The sequence below is a fragment of the Cocleimonas flava genome (genome assembly GCF_004339015.1).
GTDB lineage: Bacteria > Pseudomonadota > Gammaproteobacteria > Thiotrichales > Thiotrichaceae > Cocleimonas > Cocleimonas flava.
On record NZ_SMFQ01000004.1, the window covers coordinates 807,755 to 827,828 of the forward strand.

A 20,074-nucleotide genomic window follows, 5' to 3' on the forward strand; every position below is an offset into this window, starting at 1 on the left:
CAGTTAAAGAGAACGAAATATGATTATCCCCTTTGATACATTACTACTTTTCTTTCTCACAACATTTGTTGTCGTACTCTCCCCCGGGCCGGCAGCCATTGCCGTTACTGCCGAAGCGGCATCCAATGGCTTCAAACGTTCACTGTTTGTAATTCTTGGCATTGCCGCAGCCAATATCGTCTATTTTGTGTTATCCGCTACAGGTATCGCGGCCCTGATAGTTGCCTCCAGCACTTTATTTTCAGTGATTAAATGGATCGGTGTAGCGTATTTGTTATATCTAGGTCTCAGCGCATTACTAAGTCGTTCAGGGCCACTTTCTATCAAGCCAGAAGAAAAACAGGTAGGACGTCATCACCGAGTATTTTTTCGGGGATTTATCATTGAGTTCTCAAACCCTAAAGCACTGCTTTATTTCTCGGCATTGCTTCCGCAGTTTATCAATATTGAGCAAGCCATCATTCCTCAACTACTGATTTTATGTGCAATCACATTCCTCCTGGATATAGTCTGTTATAGCCTTTACGCCTATCTGGGATGGAAATCCATGAGTGTTGGCCTGAAACCGCTAGCGATAAAAATCATCAACAAATCAGCCGGAGCCATGCTTATATTTGCCGGTTTAAAAATGGCTAGCGTGGAACGATAATAGTTTTACTTTAACTTTAGATGTAGATGTAGATGTAGATGTATATCTAAAGCCTCTCCCCAATACTATATAACGTTTTTAAGGAGTTATTATGAGCACCAGCAAAGCAATAGAACAACAGATACAGGAATTTCTAGCGAGTCATAATCAATGGCAGATCAAAGAACAGAAACTCCACCGTGAATTTGTTTTTAAAAACTTCATTCAGGCTTTTGGGTTTATGACTCAGGCAGCCATTATTGCCGAGCGAGATAACCATCACCCAGAATGGTTTAATGTGTACAAAACAGTGAAAGTAGATTTAACGACCCATGATGCTGGCGGCATTACTGAAAAAGATTTTGCACTGGCTAAAGCGATGGACGATATCGCAGCTTCAATATAGATAAAATCTTAACTTACGGGATACACCAGCAAAATGTCGATGCACGAAATTGAAGGGTTGGTCGAAGACAGTATTATTCTGCTGAATCAATCTAAGAAAAAACAACAAGCAAAACGCGAACTCATCTATAACCTTTATCGATTTCAAGCATTATTCGATACGGGATTCACCCACTTTAGAGTCAAAGAGATTTTGATCGAAACCGGCTATTTGTATCAAATCCCCTTAAAAGATTACCCACCCTTTAAAGAGAAACCAGAACAACTTGTCGATATTGAGAAAACTTTAGAGCAACAAAGAGGCACATGGGTTGATCAGTATTACGCCGAAAAAGACAGTGTTTCTGGTGCACCAATACTGTATTTTGATTACGGGTCAGAGCTTTGGGATCAACTGGTAAAAAACAAAACACTGACTGATTCAGCAACGCCCCCCAGTCGATTAAGCATCACTCAACTTGCCTATATTATTATGCAGGAAGCGGCAGAACAGAAAAACAAAGTTCTGACCCTTCAATGGTATGTAATGACATCGAATTGTTTCGCTGAAGAATATATTGATGAAAACGCGTATAAAGATTTTCCCGCTTTTATAACCGATTCAAACGTCATTGAAAGCAAGGCTTTAGCCATTGATGCAGGCATAAAAACCTATAAAGAAAGAGATGGTTATTTAACTTTACAGCAATGGGATGACGTCAAAGACAATATCCAGCCGGATAAGCTAGATACCTTATTCATCCTTCGTTTCTGGCTGGACTTTGAAACCAGTAATGATGATTTGCTCAGTGCGTATAACATCGAATCAGCCAAGCTTAAACAGCTTAATAAAGATGGAAACAAGCAAAAGAAAATAAACCTGATAGCAGATGAATTGAACAAGGTCCTAACCAAGGAAAATGGCTGGACGCACGAACGCCTTAGTGACACAGAACATGCCGTGGAATGGCTCTGGTACGCAGATAACAAAGAATATGACGAAAAGACGGATGACCTCAATGATGACTTTTATCGCCAGTCTATCAAAGTAAAGTTTGAGCGAGAAGACCAAGCGATACATTGCGATTTAGGCTTACAACATGGGAAAATTCTACGCTGGCAAAAACAAAAACCCAATACACATCCTGCATTTTGGCATTTTTATACCAACCTCATGATTAACTCTGATGAGGTAATGGATCAAAGCATCGCTAAATATAAAAACCGATTAGATGTATTGGGCTTGTGGAAATTCCGCTTAAGCCAATCGAATAAAAAACTCACTGAGTCGATCCACGCCTTTACCGATTATTTACTGTTGGAAGGTGAAAAGATTTTTCAGACCAACCTCACCGAATTTAATCAAAACCTATTCAATCGTGATAGCGACAAGCTCATGTACATTATGGAATATGGTGAGAATGACTCTGGAATCATTCCTGATTATGTCATATTCAATTCAGGGATAATGATCCCGTTAACCTTTCTATTCAATGCCATCGATCAGGTACCCGAAGGTTCTGATATAAGTAACAATAAAATGGTTAAAAAGCATTATCAACAGTACAAGAATTCCTATGATGAACTCCACCCCAAAGGTGCCAGCAAAATCTATTTAGAACCATTGCAGTCATTTAAAGACCTTACGCAAAACGGCATGCCATTGATGATTCATTTTTATTTTATTAACTATTTTAAAGATCACATGAGTAAACCAACTTAATTAATCGCGGTCTAAAACGCATGATTGTTGACTTAAGTCTTATACATTTTTGAACATTGAAACTATAGTAAAGTCATAGAGATAAGTAATTTAGTCGTTTTAAATTCAGTGGGAGGATTACAAAATGGACAGCATAGAACTACAAGACAAACTTCAAAAAGCATACAAGAGCATGCTAAAACATGTTGAAGAGCTCGTTAATGAAGAAAAAAAACCTTTAAAAGAAGCTTTTCAGGAAGCCGAAGAAAAAATCAGCGAATGGAGTGAGTTAAGCCGCGAAGAAGTCGATAAAGTCAGCGACGAATTAAAAAACAATCTCAGTGAATGGGGTGATGCTTCTAATCGTCTTAATCAAAGTCTTAAAGAAACCTTCGCCTTTGATAAAGCCTATCTGGTTGAGAATATCTGGAATTCATTATCAAAAGTTGCGGATAAAACCATTGTAGACTTTAACGAGTTTACTGAAGACTTACAAAAGCACATGGCAACCGATGCCAGTAAATTTTCTGAACAGCAACAAATCTGGTTTAACGACGCCATGCAATGGCAAGGTGATTATGAAAAAGCCTTAAAACAACTGGATGAGTTAAGAGCTGGTGTAAGAAAGCAAATTACCAGAACCAACCGTTACAGCAAAAATGTAAGTAAAGACCTGGGCGATCAGGACGAGCATGATTTACTAGCTCAAATGAATCAGGAAATCACCGCTTCAGTGGATGAGTTATACCAAAAACTAATTGGAGATAAGTCATGATTAAAGAGATTCCCCTAAACGAACCCCATATTTATGCTTTTCAAATTAGTGGCAAACTGGTCGAGGAAGATTATTCAGTTTTTCGCCCTAAACTAGAGCGAATCCTAAAAAAAGAAAGCCCGCTGTCTTTACTCATCAAGGTTGAGGATTTTGAAGGCTGGTCAGCGAAAGCTGCGTGGGAAGATTTGAAGATTGGACTGAATCACGGAGAAGACTTCCTGCGAATCGCATTTGTCGGAGAAAGCCTCTGGGAAAAAGTCATGATCGAACTCGGTAATCTATTTATGAAGGCCGAAGTTCACTTTTTTGATAATGATTCAGATGCAATCAACTGGCTCAAAGAAGTCGATAACAAAGCCGAGGAAAATGAATACGTGGGATACCGACACATTTTAGTCGCGACTGATTTTTCTAAATACGCTGATATCGCGCTGAAAAAAGCGCTTGAACTGGCCAAGCCTTTTTCCGCAAAAGTATCTTTGGTGCATGCGGCTGAAACACTTTCTGCGGAGCTTTACCCCAGCATTGGCGAGTTGGCTGTACCGGTGTTAATCAATAACCCGGAACAAGAAGAAAAGCACATAGCCAACATCGAGAAACAATTAACAGAACACATCGAAAAACTCGGTTTTGCTGATAAAAATATTGATGTGCATGTTTTATCCGGTCATCGCGTCGACGAAATTGTAGAGTACGCGGGTAAAAATAATGTAGATTTAATCGTGATGGGTTCTCACGGACGTCGCGGTTTAGCGCGTTTGGTAGGATCATCAACCAATGGTGTGATTAATCATGCGCCTTGTGATGTATTAACCGTAGTCTAATAACCCGTTATACGATTTATAAAAGCCCCCCCCCCTACTTTAGTGGCCTTTTTTGGTATGTTTTGTCAGCTAAAAGCCATTGCCATAAGATCAAAATCTGGTGATTGCTCTCCTGCCTCCCATATAAAAAAGTGCCTATAAGTAGGGGGGTGGCTTTTTCAATTTTATCTGGGTTCTACTTAGGTTTGTTGCGGCTTATTTCTGTTTCTTCTCGCGCATCATCACGCTAACTTCCCTGATTCTCTCTGCCGGTCTGCCTAACTGAATAATTAAGTATTCAATTAAGTCTTCAGGGTAATTTTGTTTGATTAAGGCTTCTGTCATGCAGCTTAGCCACATATCACGCTCCAGCTCATCGATGGCTAAATGACTATGCGCACCAGGAATACTCATTGGACCGTATTTTTTCGAGTACTCACTCTTGCCGCCCATCCAGCCAGTTAAAAACACCAACAACTTATCGGTGGTTACGTCTAAATCTTTCGGGTGCATATCACGGATTTTTTTATAATCTGGAGACTCATGCATGATTTTATAAAAGTCATTAACCAGAGCCGTTAAACCCTTCTCGCCACCAACTGCATTATAGGTTGCAGCACCTTCACCATAGTTTGCCATTTGAATTGTCTATTTAAGTTATCTGTTTTGATCGTTAAGTTCTTTTTGATCGTTAAGTGCTGAGAATTGTAAACGATTAGCAGCCAATGCATGAAATTTTCACACAAAAAAAGGCAGTCATTACGACTGCCTTTTTCACCGTCTTTAGTGAATTGAGTTAAACCTCAGTTAAACCTGAATAAAACGTAAGTAAAAACAAAAGTTAAACTCAATGTTGCTAATTAAGCAGCTTGCCCTTTAGATGCTTCGTTGAGGTAACTTTCAGAAGCATTATTGGCTGGGTTACTATTAGCTGGTGCATTGTTTTCAACAACTTTATTCTCGACAACCTTGTTTTCGAGAGTACTGTTGTTTTGATTAGCGACCTTATCTTCAACCGAAAGGGTATCGCCAGCGTTACTGTTAATCGCAATCTTCTTTGGCTTCATGGCCTCTGGAATTTCGCGTAACAGATGAATCGTCAACAGCCCTTTATCGAGCGATGCACCACTGACTTCTACATAATCAGCAAGGTTAAACTTACGCTCGAATGAACGGTTAGCGATGCCTTGATGCAGGTAATTTGCCTTTTCATTTTTGGTTTCTTTTTTGCCTTTTACGGTCAATACACCTTTCTCAGTCTGGATATCAATTTCCGAATCATCAAAACCTGCTAGGGCAAGTGTGATTGCATATTGACTCTCTCCAACGACCTCGATGTTGTAAGGTGGATAACCAGCTGATTGCTCTGAACGCATTGCAGAATCAATCAAAGACCCTAAACGGTCGAAACCTACACTACTGCGGTAAAATGGGGTTAAATCTATAGTATTCATTTTTTATTCTCCTAAGAAGCAATAAATTAATTAATAAAGTTATAAGTCATAATCGGCTAGCGACTTATGTCTTACACTTACAATAGTGTGGTTCTTTAAATACTTTTCAAGAGAATTTTATACATTTATTTATCAGTAACTTAGGTGATTTTTACGATTTTTTTAACAATCTATAATCAACGAAAAAGTAGGTAAACAATGAAGATTTCGGAACAAATAAAACAAAACTCACTCGCTATCATTAGCCTGTTGGTCGCTTTTTCTGCGTTGGGATACAACACCTGGAGAAATGAGAAAAGTGAGTCTAATAGAAACATCCGTACCGCAGGTTTTGAGATAATCATTCACGTGGGTGAATTGCAGAAAATAGCCTATTTATCGCACTTCGAAAAAGATAATTATCAGGGAAGCCCCAGAGGCGGCTGGACCGAAGTATTGTTGATTAAAGATTTGAGTCATTTGATGTCTGACATCACTTTAGAAAAATCAGAAAAATTAGTCACTACCTGGGGTGAAAACTGGCAAAAACTCGGTAAAGATAATGAATTCAGTGTGGCTGAAATAGATGGCGCTCTGCATGAATTACGAACAACTGTATTAGAAAATATGAAGCAACTTGATTAGTTGCTGAAAAAAAACGGTCCATAAGTAGGGGGGTGCCTTTAGAATAAAATGAGGACGTTCTAAAATGAGGACGCCCTGAAGCGCCCTCACCTGAGATTTTAACAATAAGCTAAAACTATCTTCCGCCTACCGTTCCATCTCTACGGTAATCACCACCACCGACTAAAGTAGTACGATAATGATTTCTCCAGTGTCTTTTGGAGTAATCGTGTTTTCCACGATTTTTAGAAGCACCTTTAGCTGACACTTTGGCTGAAACATTATCTGTCAACGTATCTTCTGGCAACTCTTCTGTTTCTACCAGTTCATCCACTTCATCGATCACTTCCTGCATCACCTCATCGTAAACTTCCTCTTCCTCTTCATCACCATAGTTATTGTGATGATGTCCGTGACCTCTAGACTTTCTTACGACCTGAATGATCGATAGTCCACTGGTTTGGGCAATGACACCCACAGAGCGATCTTCCAGAGGCACACCTGGATCACTATGCCCTAATTCTTTCAGTGATAGGGCAAGTGCCTCGGCATCATAATCCAGCGTTACATCAACAATAGGTATTTCTACATCCGTTCGACCATTACGATTCATATAGTGCGGAACGTTAATCGCTTCCTGAGGATCAAGTCCAAAATCAATGATATTCATGATTGATTGTGCGGTATAACCAATAATTCTTGATCCACCCGGTGATCCAGTCACGATTTCTAATCGACCATCTTCATCAAACACGATGGTAGGTGACATGGAACTACGAGGACGTTTATTCGCTTCGACGCGATTAGCTATCGGAACACCTTCGCTATCTTCTGCGGAAAATGAGAAGTCTGTTAACTCATTATTTAATAAGAATCCATGCACCATCACGCCATTACCGAAGGAACTCTCGATAGTGGTCGTCATTGATAAGGCATTTCCCCATTGATCCACAATAGAAACATGACTGGTACCGCTATTTTTTGCGGTCACATCAGCGGCTGCTAATTCGATAACCCCGGGAGGTACACCCGGAGATGCCGTGCCCATATCCATCTCAGGATCAATCAGCGCTGCGCGTGTTGCCAGGTAATCTTTATTTAACATGCCATCGACAGGGACTTCGACAAAATCGCTATCAGCCACATATTTTCCGCGATCGGCAAAGGCTAATCTGCCTGCCTGCGTAAACAGATGGACGTTTTCAACTGCCAATGGATCTCCAGAGACATCGAAGTTTTCTAAAATACCGAGGATTTGTCCAACAGCAAGCGCACCTGAAGAAGGTGGGCCCATGCCACACACATTATGACCACGATAATCGAGGCAGACTGGCTCACGTTCAACCACATTGTAGTTAGCAAGATCTTCAACCGTCATATCACCTGCAATGGCTAAATCACCTTGTGTCGCTGCCGCAATGGCTTCAGCGATATCGCCAGAATAGAATCCATCTGCGCCTTTTTTACGCAATTTTTTGAGCGTATCGGCGTAAGGTTGATTGAACATCATGGTTCCCTCAGCTTTTGCCGTACAATCAGCATTTGCAAAATATTCGAAAGCGGTGGGGTCACGGAAATAAAGTCGATCATCACACGCTGCATTTCGGCTTAGCAGACCTTGAACCTGTTCACTGGTTCGTCCCGTCAATGGGTAACCTTTTTGTGCCAGTTTTATCGCTGGTTTAAAGAGTTTTCGCCATGGTAAACGACCATACTTATCATGCACGTATTCCATCATTCTGGGAGTACCTGGCACACCTACGGACAAACCACTTTGCCAGGCTTCAACAAAACCTAGCCCTGCAAAACGATCGCCAGTGGCTGATGCGGGTGCTTTTTCTCTGGCATCGAAGGTGGTTAATTTGCCTTTTCGGGCATCGTAATAAACCACAAAAGCTCCGCCACCCAAACCACTCGACTGTGGTTCAACCAAACCAAGTACGGTTTGCACCGCGACCATGGCATCGGCAGCCGTACCTCCATTCCTCAGTATTTTTTCACCCGCAGCTGTCGCAAGCGGGTTTGTCGTAACCACCATTTCTTTTTTAGTGGTGACAGCTTCGGGGAGGTCTGCAAAGGCAGGAGGAGAAGAGAGTAATAAGGAGAATAAAGCAGAAAATAACAAGGTATAAAAGGAGAAAACAAAAAATTTAAATCTTGTACGAATTATCATAGTGTATCCCTCACATTGAACCCGAAATAGAATAATCTCGGGTAACGGGGTTAGACCACAAAAACATAAATAAGTTTATATGGGCAACAGTAATTCTAATGTGCTTTTAGCGCGTAATTTTCAGCCTTTTATTACAAAGCGTTTTTAAGGTTTTGTTCTTGCTTAAAAACTAAACAGAAGAAATTAATAGCCACCCCCCTACTTTGAGGCGTTTTTTTTTCATATTTTTTTAAACATTTTTAACATTCGTACAATAAATTGTTAATCATAGTCTTTGCTTGAGAGGCATAAGCGCCGCCAAATAAGTTGAAATGGTTGAGAATATGATAGAGGTTATATAATGTTTTACGCGTCGAATAGCCCTCATCTACTGGATAGCAATCCTTATAGGCGGAATAGAATTGTGCGCTGAATCCACCAAATAATTCAGTCATTGCCAAATCCGCTTCGCGATCCCCGTAATACACAGCAGGGTCGAAAATAACAGGATTCCCCATGTCATCCTGTGACTGATTGCCTCCCCATAAATCGCCGTGTAACAAAGATGCTTGTGGCTCATAAGTGTCGAAGAAAACGCCTAGGCTCTCCGTTAAACGCACGCCAGACTCGTAATCGTTTTTAGAAAACCCTTTGTTTCTGGCTAGTTCTAGCTGTGGGAGTAAACGCTGGCTTTTCCAGAACTCAATCCATGAGGAATACTGTTTATTTGGCTGTGGAGTGGTGCCGATATAATTATCCCTAAACCAACCAAATTCAGGCATAACATGTCGATGCATCTGCGCTAATTGTTCGCCAGTCCTGGCATTCGCGCTGACAGAAGATAGTTCAATATATTCCATCACCAGGTAAGCACTTTGTTGTGTCTTTCCATGGCAATACACTTCTGGAACTCTAATCGTTTTGCTGGATTGAATCTCTGCCAGACCATCGGCTTCGGCGGCAAACATCTCTAGATATGTGGGATGGTTTTCTTTGAGTAACCAGTCACTCCCGTTGCTATCAGTGAGTCTGGATATCTGGTTGATACAGCCGCCACCGATGGATTCTGACCTTACAAACTCAACGTCTCTATCTACGACAGAACTTAGTTGCTGCGCTATTTCTGTAAAGTATGGTGTGTTGTTAGATATCATCATTGGGTTGAGAATATCATGATTGAAAAAGTATCTGTTAATAGGGAGGTGGCTTTAATCTTTGCCTCTGATCTTTCTCTATCAAACCAAAATACTAACAATTCTATTAAATGCTAATTATATAAAAAATCAATTAATCACTAAAAACCAGATCACTCCAGATACTGATGCATTAACTCGGGTTTAGCACAATGCACCTGAGACATGACTTGCTCCAACTCATCTCTTAATAAATCGATGGTATGTTCTGCGCCCTGCTCTCCATGCGCTGCAACGCCATATAAAAAAGCTCTTCCGGCAAATACCGCTTCAGCACCAAGTGCTAAATATCTGGCGATATCTACCCCGGTTTCCACACCACTATCTGCCATCACAGTTAGATCAGCGCCCACAGCATCGATAATTTCTTCTAAGGTTTCTGCTGGCGGTAAAGAGGCATCCAACTGACGACCACCGTGATTTGAAACGATAATGCCATCAGCACCAATTTCTTTTACCGTGAGTGCATCATCGACATGGCTAATGCCTTTGACGATTAAATTACCCTGCCATTTATCCCGAAGGTTTCTTAAGCTACTTTCATCAACGACATCGCGCAGGGTGACACGAATAAACGTGGCAATGTCTTCAATATTTTTGGCATCTTTAATGTAGGGTCGAAGCGTGGCGAATTGCGGTAAACCAGCTCTTACCGTGGCCAATGACCAAAATGGTCGAATGGTACTTTCAAACACACTTTTCACAGTGATTTTAGGCGGTACTGCCAAACCACTTTTAATCGCACTGATGCGACGACTAGGTGTTGGCACATCAACCGTGACGACTAGATTCTGACAACCAACGTCAAGCAATCGCTTGAGCATATCATCGAGGATTTCTTCATCTGCAGGTGGGTATAATTGAAACCAGAAATTATCTTCTGCGTTCTTCGCTGCATCTTCAATTGAGATTGTAGAAACCGTGCTAAGAACAAATGGAATATTGGCTTTGAGCGCTGCTCGCGCATGCATTGCTGAGGCATCCGGCCAGACCAAACCTGACAAACCTAAGGGTGCAATCCCGAAGGGTGAGGCATACTGTTTGCCAAATAACGTCGTACCTAATTCCGGTGTTTGGTATTTCTGTAAATACTCGGGTCTAAGGAAAATATCATCTAATGCTGTTCTGTTATTGCTTAAGGCTAGCTCACTGTTACAGCCACCTTCAATATAATCGAATGCAAATTTGGGGATACGCCGCTTCGCTCTTTTTTTAAGATCAGCAACACAGGCAGATTTTCTGATTAGTGCTTGTACCATTTGTCTCTAACAGCCTCTTTTATTTTAAGAACTTGGCATTTGAATAATACTTTCTGACTATGCAGCCACCCTTCCCCAGTTTAGTATACGCTCGAACGAGTTTCTCATTTTTACCATGAAAAACTCATTCGAAGTATCACTCTGTATTTGGGGACGTTCTATTTTTACCGTTAAGTTTAACGTTATGTTTAACGAATAGACTTCATAAAACGGTCTTTAATCTCAATGGCTTTCATGGGGATTTCACCACCGACTTTATCATTACCCGCATTGATCATGTAATGTAAGAAACGTGTTTTATCTTTCATCGCTTGTGCCATTTCATCGACATCATCCGTCATCACGCTAGATTCGATACCCATAGAACGAACCACGGCAGATAAATTATAACCCTGCGAACTCAATGTTGGTTGATTACCGGTCGACCCCCAACTGCCATTATCCAGACAAATAATTGTAAGATTCGATGGGTTATACGCCACCAGATCAAACAGTTGATTCGGGTTAAAGAAGAACGAACCATCGCCATCGATAACGTAGACGTGTTTACCTTCAATTGATTTTGCCAACCCGATGCCCACTTCAGTGGCAGAACCTAATGCACCCAACATATAGAAATTGTTATCTCTGTCTTTCGTGTTGTAAACCTCTTTTGAGGGGAAACCGATTTGGGACAGTACGATGTCATTATCATCAACCACTTCCATAATCTGCTCTATCGCACCGATTCGGTTTACCGAAGGAGATCCGTCGTACGCTGGTGCTTCAACCTGAATCGCATTGATTTTAGGCTCACCAAACTGATGGTAATCCGGCAGGTTTTCTTCCCATAATTCAGGAGAGAGTAGATATACTTTTACTTTGTTCTCGCTAAAACAAGTCGCAACGTCCTCATTTAAACCGACAAGATCATCGGCAGTTGCGAGAATTTTATATTCAACGTCGATTGCTGTGAGCAAGTCTTCTACCTTATCACCAAAAATAATCTGTGCTTCGATAGGCTCTTTGTAATGCCCACGCCACGAAACAAAAATAGGCAATGCGGTTTGATACAGTTTTTGCATGGTATACAGGTCTGTGACCAGATTGCCCAAACCGGTATTTTGAATCATCATTGCAGTGCGCTTATCCGCCAGACTACGACCAAAACATAAACCCAAGCCTGCTGATTCTTTGGTGATATCCCAAACATCAAACTCATCTGGCTTGTATTTCATAACATTATTTAATTTATTACAGGGCAAATATGCAACAGTATCTACTGAGTTATGTGATAAAGCTGCCCAGATTTTTTGAGGGTTGTTCATAGTAAATCCTTAATCATTTTCTTCTTAAACAAGGTAGTTCTAATTTCGCGATCTAAAATTACTCGATCACTAATTAATGAGATGATCAGGTTGCAGTACGATTTTGGCTGCAGCAACTCGCCCGTTATGTAAATCATCAAATGCTTGTCCGCCTGCAGACATCGGACGCACATCAATCCAATTTAAATTTCCTAGTCTTTCTTGATAAAGCATGTCGATTGACGCTTTCATATCCGCCGTGGTGTAACAGTAATTACCTAACACTGTAACTTCTTGAAGTGTAATTTTGCGGCTATCAAAACCACCTTTACTGTCTTGCAATCCGACGTGTGAAATGATGCCACCTGGTCTTACGGCTTCGCATGACACATTGCGGGTAATGCCAGAACCAACGCAGTCTAAAACCACATCGTAATCTCCCGAATGCGGTGGTTGCTCTTTGATTGGGTCATAGGTTGTCGCGCAATGTTGTTCGTCTATACTTGCGCGTCTTAATGCATTGGTTTCTCCAAGGTCTATTTGTGACGCGCCTTTCGCTTTCAGCACCAGTGCCGCCAACAAACCGATAGCACCGCCACCTAAAACCAGACACTTCATTTCTGACAACGGTCTATAAGCAATTCTTTCAACTAAAGCTATCGCGTGTAATGCGGTAGCGGTTGGCTCTGTAATTGACGCACTGATAGGGCTCATATCATCAGGGATTTCCAATAAGTTGCGCTCTTCAATCGCGACTTGATCAGCGAATGCGCCTTGCAGGTACATGCCAATTAATTCCCGTTTGGTACAAAGATTACTGCGTCCACTCAAACAGTCATGACAAACCCCACAGGTCATCAATGGATTGATAACCATGCGCTTACCTGCGTGTTTACCATCTATAACTGTGCCACAGACTTCGTGACCTAAAATCAATGGAGGAACTCGGCGTTCATCATGCCCATGATACGCATGCATATCAGAACCGCATATTGCTGCAGCAGACACATTCATCACAACATCGCCTACTCTTGGGCTCGGTTGTGGTTCGTCACGGTAAGTGATTTCTTGCGTATCTGTGTAAACGAGTGCTTTCATCTTATCCTCCTGTTTTTAGTTAAATCTCTCTGATATTTCTCTTATTTTTTTCTGATTTTTTCCTGCGTTATGCATTATTCCTTCGTTGTAAAAGAATCGGTGCATACTTGTTTTAAGCTAATGGCACCCCCCTACTTTGAGCAGGTTTTTTGGGGGATACCCAGAAGGTGTAAAAGCCTTACTTGGCAGTAAACCCGCCATCGATATAAAGCGTTTGTCCTGTCACATAATCAGACGCGTGACTCGCTAAAAACACACAGGGGCCATCAAGATCTTCGAGATTGCCATTACGGCCAATAGCGGTTTGTTGTGCCAGTTTATCGGCTAGCTCAGACTGCTCAAAAACCGGAGCCGTCAATTCAGTGGGGAAAAAACCGGGGGCAATCGCATTACACCCTATTCCATCTTTTGACCAGGCCTCGGCCATTGCACGCGTTAACTGACTGATACCGCCTTTCGATGCGCCGTAAGCGATTCCGTTTGCAAATGCTCGCTCGGATTGCAATGAGGCGACATTGATAATCTTGCCCCAGCCACGCTCTCGCATATTTGGGACTAATTTTTGTGCCAACATGAAAGGCACTTTCAAATTCAATGTGAGCGTTTGATCCCAACTTTCTGAAGTTACATCATCTGCATGCTGACGCAGGTTTACACCAGCGGTATTACACAGAATATCGACGCGACCGAAAAAATTAAGACTTGCACCAACGATAATATCCCACTGACCTTCATCAGATAGATCTGCGGCTAAATACTCCGCTTTTGCGCCGCTATCACGAATTTCTTTGGCTAGTTCTTTCAGGCGATCTTCACGACGCCCAATCAAAACCACACTGGCACCCGCAGCGGTTAAAGCTCTCGCTTGCTGCGCACCGATTCCGGAAGTAGCACCCGTTATGAGTGCTACCTTACCGCTAAGATCAAGCTTCAACGCCATGTCCCGGAATCTCTAGTAGGAATTCTTCTTCAGGGAAGTATTTAGCGAGACGATCATCACCTGAACGGGCATGACCTTCCATACCTTCAAGACGCGATATTCTTGCCGCTGCCGCACCTACTTCACGATTTGCTTCGCGAGTCATGCGTTGTGTCGTCACAGTTTTAACGAATTTGCTGGCAGATAAGCCACCCGTGTAACGGCCTGCACCTTTAGTAGGTAGGATATGATTAGTACCAGAACATTTATCTCCGTAGGTAACCGTTGTTTCTTCACCAACAAATAGTGAGCCATAGTTACGAAGACGCTGAACCCACCAATCTAGATTTTCTGCCTGAACTTCTAAATGCTCAGCTGCGTACTGATCACTGATTACCGCCATTTCTTCATCGGTATCACAAAGAATGACTTCGCCGTAATCTCGCCACGCTGCTGTTGCAGCATTGCGTGCAGTTTCTGGTAATTTAGCGATAACACCTGGCATCATCTCGATCACTTTATCTGCTAGCGCTTTGTCTGTTGTAAATAACCATGCTGGTGAATCAAAACCATGCTCTGCCTGACCAGCAAGATCCGAACACACAAGAACCGGATCAGCCGTATGATCAGCGATGATGGCGATTTCCGTTGGCCCTGCAAATAAATCAATACCTACTCTGCCGTATAACATACGTTTTGCTTCAGCAACAAAGCGGTTACCAGGACCAACCAGAATATCGGCTGGCTTACCGGTGAATAAACCAAAGGCCATTGCTGCGATACCTTGAACACCACCAAGTGCCAGGATTGTATCTGCGCCGCAGTAGTTGGCAGTGTATAAAATCGCATCATTAATTCCATGGCCAGGTTTAGGTGGAGAACATGCGATAACGTGATCAACACCCGCTGCCTTAGCAGTACCCACAGACATAATCGCCGATGCAACGTGAGCATAACGTCCACCGGGAACATAACAACCAGCCGCTTGCATTGGTATTTGGCGTTGACCCGCCCATAAGCCCGGAGACAATTCCGTTTCAAAATCGATGAGTGCTTCGCGTTGCTTTACGGCAAAACCATAAACACGGTCGTAAGCAAATTTTATATCGTCTTTAACTTGTTGAGATAAACGCCCTTCAGCAGCTTCGATTTCTTCTGGTGTAACGACGATATTTCCTTCGTAACCATCTAACTGTTTTGCATATTCAGCACAGCGTTCTTCGCCACCTGCTTCAATTTCTTTAAGCATTTTTGAAACGATTTCACGTGTATCGTCTTCTAATGTTGTCGCGTTCATTTCCGCTTTTTTGATATAGGTAACAGCCATTTGTGTTCTCCAGAATAATTTAATGTAAGCGCTTACATATTAGTAATCGAAATGATTCTTGTCAATTTATTACGCGATAAAATTACAATTAATTTGTCACAAAAAAGTTAAGCTATTGAAAACAGGTACTATTAAATTAGACCTGTAGGTAATTTATTTTTTCGCTGTTACACTTGAACCCCATATGCAAAAGAAAAAACCGACCCTACAAGATGTTGCCACTAAAGCTAATGTGTCTACTGCGACTGTTTCACGTTGCCTGAATGCCCCCGATAAGGTTCGCACTGAAGTCCAACAGAAAATTAATCAGGCGATTGATGAATTAGGATATGTGCCTGACGGCGCGGCTAGAGCGCTTGCATCTCGACGTACAAATACGGTAGGGGTAATCGTTCCTACGATTGATAACAGTATCTTCTCTAAAGCCCTTCAATATTTACAAACAGGTTTAAACAAAGCCAACTACACCCTGCTGTTAACCAACAATAGCTTTTCTGAAGAAATAGAATTACGCGAAGTACAAACGTTATTATCCAGAGGCATTGATGGGATAGTGATGGTAGGTGCTCAACATCATCCCGAAATTTACAAGGCCATCAATCGTTATCAGATCCCTATTGTTAATCTGTGGATTTATGATCCTGATTCAGAATACAGCTGTATTGGTTTTGATCATATTAAGGCGGGCAAACAAATCACTACACATTTGCTTGAATTAGGTCATGAAAGTTTTGGTGTCATTTCTGGTACCCGAGAAAACAATGACCGTGCGGAAGAAAGATTTAAAGGACTGAAACAACAACTGGATGAAGCCGGAATTACACTAGAGGACGACCGAGTAATTGACTGTCGCTTCAGCGTAGAAAATGGTAGCAAATCTTTCCATAAATTACTGGATAGGCACCCGGATATTACCGCGGTCATTTGCGGTAATGATGTTCTCGCGATTGGTGCATTACATGGCGCACAGGAAAGAGGCATAAGAGTTCCTGAAGATTTATCGATTACGGGTTTTGATAATATAGAGATATTGCCTTTCTTAAAGCCATCACTAACGACCATAAATTCCCCCTCTAGACGCATGGGCGAAAAAGCGGCTGATTACATTTTGCAGCAGATAAAAGATAAGACTAATATTATTGAGCGTATTGAGTTAGAAGCAGAATTAATTGTAAGAGAAACTACAGGACCTGCTCCGAAAAGATAAAGCCCTCTTTCTCAGTGAATTATAGAACGTTATGAGGATTTCTTTGATTTAACTTTGATAACGCTTGTTGGCTTAAATAGTTGAATAAGCTTTCTGAAGCTGACATATCAACAATAGATTGCTCGATCACCACAATGAACTTAAGGTAGATAGACATCATTTAAGCATTTTTATTACTATATTTTTACTCAGTTTTACGACACAGGAAAACGATAAATGCCATGCATTCTGCTCATTGATAATGGATCTCTTCGTGCCAATGCCACTTTACAACTTCGAAATTTGGCAGAAATACTAAGCATAGAATCCGGATTTAAAATTCACCCCGTATCCTGCAAGCACTCCAATCGAATTCCCGAGAGCGAATTAAATGGCAGACCAGCATATACCTTTAGCTATTTCATGGAACAACAGCTATCCAAAGGAGAGAAAGAGTTTATTCTGCTACCCCTGTTCTTTGGGAATAGTAGAGCACTGACCTCTTTCATTCCAGACGAGGTTGTTACTCTGGAAGAAACCTTCGGACCAATTACGATAAAAATTGCCGACACCATCTATCCGCTTCCTCAGGGGGAAGAGGAACTGAGTACGATCATATATGATCATATTATCGCTACAGCATTAAAGGTTTTTAACGATTCTGATCGATCTAAAAACTATGCTGACCTTAAAAATGTGGTACTTGTAGACCACGGCTCGCCGGTTCCCAGAGTTACCGCAGTAAGGCAACATTTGGCGAATCGTGTTAGAGAAAAGTTAGCTGAAAACGGAGCAAATCCTGCTGCGTTAGAAGAAGCGGTAATGGAACGCCGCGAAGGGAAAGAATATGATTTTAATGGTGATCTTTTAGAAGACTGGTTAATACATAAAGCAGAGGCAGGTGAAACACAGGCTTCGGTTATATTGATGTTTTTTCTTCCGGGAAGTCATGCGGGTGAAGGCGGTGATATTATCGAAATTTGTGATAACGTGATGAAAAAATACCCTGCGTTTAAGATTTCGATCAGCCCATTGATCAGCGAGCATCCTAAGCTGGTTTCAATCTTGTACGAGCGTTTAACACACATTCTTCAAAACTAAATGTCACCCCCCTACTTTGGGGCCTTTTTTACAAGATAGACGCAGAGATATAATTACTGCTTGGCCGGGGCCACATTGTTCAGGAAAAAGAATGCATTATTTTCTATCGATGCTCTGAGGCTTTTAAAATTACTATCCTTACTTTCGATAAAACCATCTCTATTCTTGATGATGAATACTTCTTTAGGCGTGTTTAACAAACCTTTCTTAAGACCTTTTAGATAAACGGGGTCCAACCCTTCACGAGCAACCCAGGATTGTGTCGGCGCTTTAAATCTTGCTAATGCTCTTATTCTTTTACTGAAGTTTTTATTTCTAAGAATATCTTCTTTAAAAGCCCCGGCATCGTACACTTCACGAATAATCGCTATGGCGACATTATCGTGTCGTCCCAAGTAGTTATAACCCGCCAAATCATCTGCGCTGATACCATTTTCAAATAAGAATTTTTGAGATAAATATCTGCCTATCGTGGATGATTTATTGCCAAAGGCAAAACTCTTACCTTTCAGATCTTCCAACTTTTTTATAGGACTATCTTTAAGTACGCCGATTACCCCATCATAATAAGGTTGGCCTTTATTGGATTCTGCCGCAAGGATTGAGACATTTGGACTTCTACGTTTGACTTCAACGTATGAAGCACCGCCTAAACGTGAGAAATCAATTTTTTTATTCACAAGCGCATCGACGGCATCTTTGTAGGCAGGAAAAAAGACGACATTAATTTCTACTTTTTGATTAAGCTGCTCACCCAGATTTTTTTCAAGATTTTTCAGAATGGGGGCATTTTGATCATCCACCCAGTTACGCCGTTCAGAACCATAAACCCCAAAGTTTAGTTTTACGGTTTCCGCGTATACAGGTACTGATAGTTGAGCAAAAAGTATTGTTATAAATAATAGTTTTTTAATCATTGCATTGGCTTTTCAAATTAATAAAAAGTCTCCCCCAAAGCAACTTGGATCTCACTAGCCACATATCTGTTATTTACCTCTTATTTTTACTATGCAACCGTCAATAAACGTTATTTGCAGACAACCTTATCGCATCTAACATTTAATATATATTGATAAATATCATTTATTTAAGTTGTGCACAATTATTTGATTATACAAGACTCTTAATTGGTCGAGCAATTTTTAAAATTAATCCACCCGATAAAAAAGCCATTCTTTAAAACCCATAGATAATACTTAGAGTGTCCTGATCACGAACGACCACCAAATCAATGTTACGGGAATGAGTTAATTCATTGATGATAAATTGTTGCATGCCCGGTCCTTCAAAAGTTTGACCATTGAGGCTGGTTAAAATATCACCGCTTTGAAAGCCTAGTCGAATAAACTGATCTGCATTTCCACCTGGCATAATTTTATACCCAAGAAACTGTCCCTGTTCATAAACGGCATAAGGCCGCCTGATCATTAATAAGCGAATTGGGTTTCTACGTTTATCCTGTTCCAGCATAACTCGTTGTTGAAAAATATCTTCATCAGCGCCCTTCACATCATTAAAAATCTCATTCAAATATTGCACCTTAGTTTGACTTCCATAGCCCCCCATTTCTAACACATGCTTTTCGCCATAATAGTTAACCACTACTTTATCCCTAGTGATTTCATCGACAATCGCTCTTTGGTAGATCATTGATTTTATTTGATAAACCTCCTGCACTCCTCCATGCTGAGAGATCAATGCATAACTGCTATTATCGCCTTTGTAAACAATGCCATGTAGCCTGAAATTTAAATCTGCAAAAGGAATAGAAGGTTTCAAGTCTGCGAGAATAATAGGAAGCTTGTTAGTATCGACCTGCTTATTTAATTTCTGTATTACATGAAAAAGCTCAGAGAAGAAACTTTGTTCGTTTGCTGAATCGGTGTTTTTCCTGGTTGATATGCTACTTTGGGGATGATCTATACGCTTGGTATTCATCGCAATAAATGCCAAAAGAATACTTAGAATGACAATAATAGTCGTTCTACTGGTGAAAAATATTGTGGAAGATTTACTATAAGTCACTAAGCTCCTTATACCAAACGCTGATAATTTACCAAAACCTGAGAATTATTGCTCAGCAGCTTTACTAATTATAGTCTATTTAATAACAATGTATTTAAGCCCAATAACTCAATGGCTTAGATGAACTTTCAAAATTATAGATAAATATGAGAGACAAAAAAAAGCGGACCGGAGTCCGC

At 41.1% G+C, this 20,074-nt stretch carries 19 protein-coding genes; 8 read left to right on the forward strand and 11 right to left on the reverse strand.

Going from position 1 to position 20,074, the window contains the following annotated elements:
- Window positions 1-19 precede the first annotated feature (19 nt).
- The 5 genes from EV695_RS15365 to EV695_RS15385 all read left to right on the forward strand — a co-directional run bounded on the left by EV695_RS15365 (window position 20) and on the right by EV695_RS15385 (window position 4,313).
- Window positions 20-649, forward strand: a complete 630-nt coding sequence (locus EV695_RS15365) for a LysE family translocator (RefSeq protein WP_131906851.1) — start codon at window positions 20-22, stop codon at window positions 647-649.
- Between the two features lie 91 nt (window positions 650-740).
- Window positions 741-1,034, forward strand: a complete 294-nt coding sequence (locus tag EV695_RS15370) for a 4a-hydroxytetrahydrobiopterin dehydratase (RefSeq protein WP_131906852.1) — start codon at window positions 741-743, stop codon at window positions 1,032-1,034.
- Window positions 1,035-1,067: 33 nt separating this feature from the next.
- Window positions 1,068-2,735, forward strand: coding sequence for a hypothetical protein (locus EV695_RS15375; RefSeq protein ID WP_131906853.1), 1,668 nt, complete (start codon window positions 1,068-1,070; stop codon window positions 2,733-2,735).
- Window positions 2,736-2,859: 124 nt separating this feature from the next.
- Window positions 2,860-3,489 carry a zinc ribbon-containing protein gene (locus tag EV695_RS15380; RefSeq protein WP_131906854.1) on the forward strand — a complete coding sequence of 210 codons (630 nt, stop codon included), beginning with the start codon at window positions 2,860-2,862 and terminating at the stop codon, window positions 3,487-3,489.
- The gene (locus EV695_RS15385) at window positions 3,486-4,313 is read left to right on the forward strand and encodes a universal stress protein (RefSeq protein WP_131906855.1); all 828 of its coding nucleotides are present in this window, start codon (window positions 3,486-3,488) and stop codon (window positions 4,311-4,313) included. Before EV695_RS15380 ends, EV695_RS15385 begins: the two co-directional genes overlap by 4 nt.
- Before the next feature lie 195 nt (window positions 4,314-4,508).
- On the opposite strand, the gene EV695_RS15390 is transcribed toward EV695_RS15385, so the two are convergent.
- Together EV695_RS15390 and EV695_RS15395 are read right to left on the reverse strand one after the other, a co-directional pair.
- Window positions 4,509-4,931, reverse strand: a complete 423-nt coding sequence (locus tag EV695_RS15390; protein WP_131906856.1) for a group II truncated hemoglobin — start codon at window positions 4,929-4,931, stop codon at window positions 4,509-4,511.
- A gap of 221 nt (window positions 4,932-5,152) precedes the next feature.
- Window positions 5,153-5,746: an Hsp20 family protein gene (locus tag EV695_RS15395; protein ID WP_131906857.1), complete on the reverse strand. Its 594-nt coding sequence runs from the start codon at window positions 5,744-5,746 to the stop codon at window positions 5,153-5,155.
- Window positions 5,747-5,944: 198 nt separating this feature from the next.
- On the opposite strand from EV695_RS15395, the gene EV695_RS15400 reads away from it, so the two are divergent.
- Window positions 5,945-6,370 (forward strand): hypothetical protein, encoded by a 426-nt coding sequence (locus tag EV695_RS15400; RefSeq protein ID WP_131906858.1) that lies wholly within the window; start codon window positions 5,945-5,947, stop codon window positions 6,368-6,370.
- Between the two features lie 115 nt (window positions 6,371-6,485).
- Here the strand turns inward: EV695_RS15400 and ggt are convergent, their stop codons facing one another.
- The 7 genes from ggt to hisD all read right to left on the reverse strand — a co-directional run bounded on the left by ggt (window position 6,486) and on the right by hisD (window position 15,583).
- Entirely contained in the window at window positions 6,486-8,522 is a 2,037-nt protein-coding gene (gene ggt, locus EV695_RS15405) for a gamma-glutamyltransferase (RefSeq protein ID WP_131906859.1), read from the reverse strand.
- 239 nt (window positions 8,523-8,761) lie between these two features.
- Window positions 8,762-9,658, reverse strand: coding sequence for a fructosamine kinase family protein (locus EV695_RS15410; RefSeq protein WP_243651659.1), 897 nt, complete (start codon window positions 9,656-9,658; stop codon window positions 8,762-8,764).
- 149 nt (window positions 9,659-9,807) lie between these two features.
- The gene (locus EV695_RS15415; RefSeq protein WP_131906860.1) at window positions 9,808-10,953 is read right to left on the reverse strand and encodes an alpha-hydroxy acid oxidase; all 1,146 of its coding nucleotides are present in this window, start codon (window positions 10,951-10,953) and stop codon (window positions 9,808-9,810) included.
- A 188-nt stretch (window positions 10,954-11,141) separates the two neighbouring features.
- Window positions 11,142-12,260, reverse strand: coding sequence for a thiamine pyrophosphate-dependent enzyme (locus tag EV695_RS15420; protein ID WP_131906861.1), 1,119 nt, complete (start codon window positions 12,258-12,260; stop codon window positions 11,142-11,144).
- Window positions 12,261-12,329: 69 nt separating this feature from the next.
- The gene (locus tag EV695_RS15425) at window positions 12,330-13,337 is read right to left on the reverse strand and encodes an alcohol dehydrogenase catalytic domain-containing protein (protein WP_131906862.1); all 1,008 of its coding nucleotides are present in this window, start codon (window positions 13,335-13,337) and stop codon (window positions 12,330-12,332) included.
- A 178-nt stretch (window positions 13,338-13,515) separates the two neighbouring features.
- On the reverse strand, window positions 13,516-14,277 hold the full coding sequence (locus tag EV695_RS15430; protein ID WP_131906863.1) for an SDR family NAD(P)-dependent oxidoreductase: 762 nt from the start codon (window positions 14,275-14,277) through the stop codon (window positions 13,516-13,518).
- A complete protein-coding gene (hisD, locus tag EV695_RS15435) occupies window positions 14,261-15,583 on the reverse strand; it encodes a histidinol dehydrogenase (RefSeq protein ID WP_131906864.1) in 1,323 nt (440 codons plus the stop codon). Before hisD ends, EV695_RS15430 begins: the two co-directional genes overlap by 17 nt.
- A gap of 184 nt (window positions 15,584-15,767) precedes the next feature.
- On the opposite strand from hisD, the gene EV695_RS15440 reads away from it, so the two are divergent.
- Both EV695_RS15440 and EV695_RS15445 read left to right on the forward strand, forming a co-directional pair.
- Window positions 15,768-16,790, forward strand: coding sequence for a LacI family DNA-binding transcriptional regulator (locus EV695_RS15440; RefSeq protein WP_131906865.1), 1,023 nt, complete (start codon window positions 15,768-15,770; stop codon window positions 16,788-16,790).
- 216 nt (window positions 16,791-17,006) lie between these two features.
- Window positions 17,007-17,870, forward strand: a complete 864-nt coding sequence (locus EV695_RS15445; RefSeq protein ID WP_131906866.1) for a sirohydrochlorin chelatase — start codon at window positions 17,007-17,009, stop codon at window positions 17,868-17,870.
- 53 nt (window positions 17,871-17,923) lie between these two features.
- Here EV695_RS15445 and EV695_RS15450 read toward each other — a convergent pair whose 3' ends face one another.
- A complete protein-coding gene (locus EV695_RS15450; protein ID WP_131906867.1) occupies window positions 17,924-18,787 on the reverse strand; it encodes a PhnD/SsuA/transferrin family substrate-binding protein in 864 nt (287 codons plus the stop codon).
- Between the two features lie 259 nt (window positions 18,788-19,046).
- A complete protein-coding gene (locus EV695_RS15455; RefSeq protein ID WP_131906868.1) occupies window positions 19,047-19,895 on the reverse strand; it encodes a type II secretion system protein N in 849 nt (282 codons plus the stop codon).
- Between the last annotated feature and the right edge of the window lie 179 nt (window positions 19,896-20,074).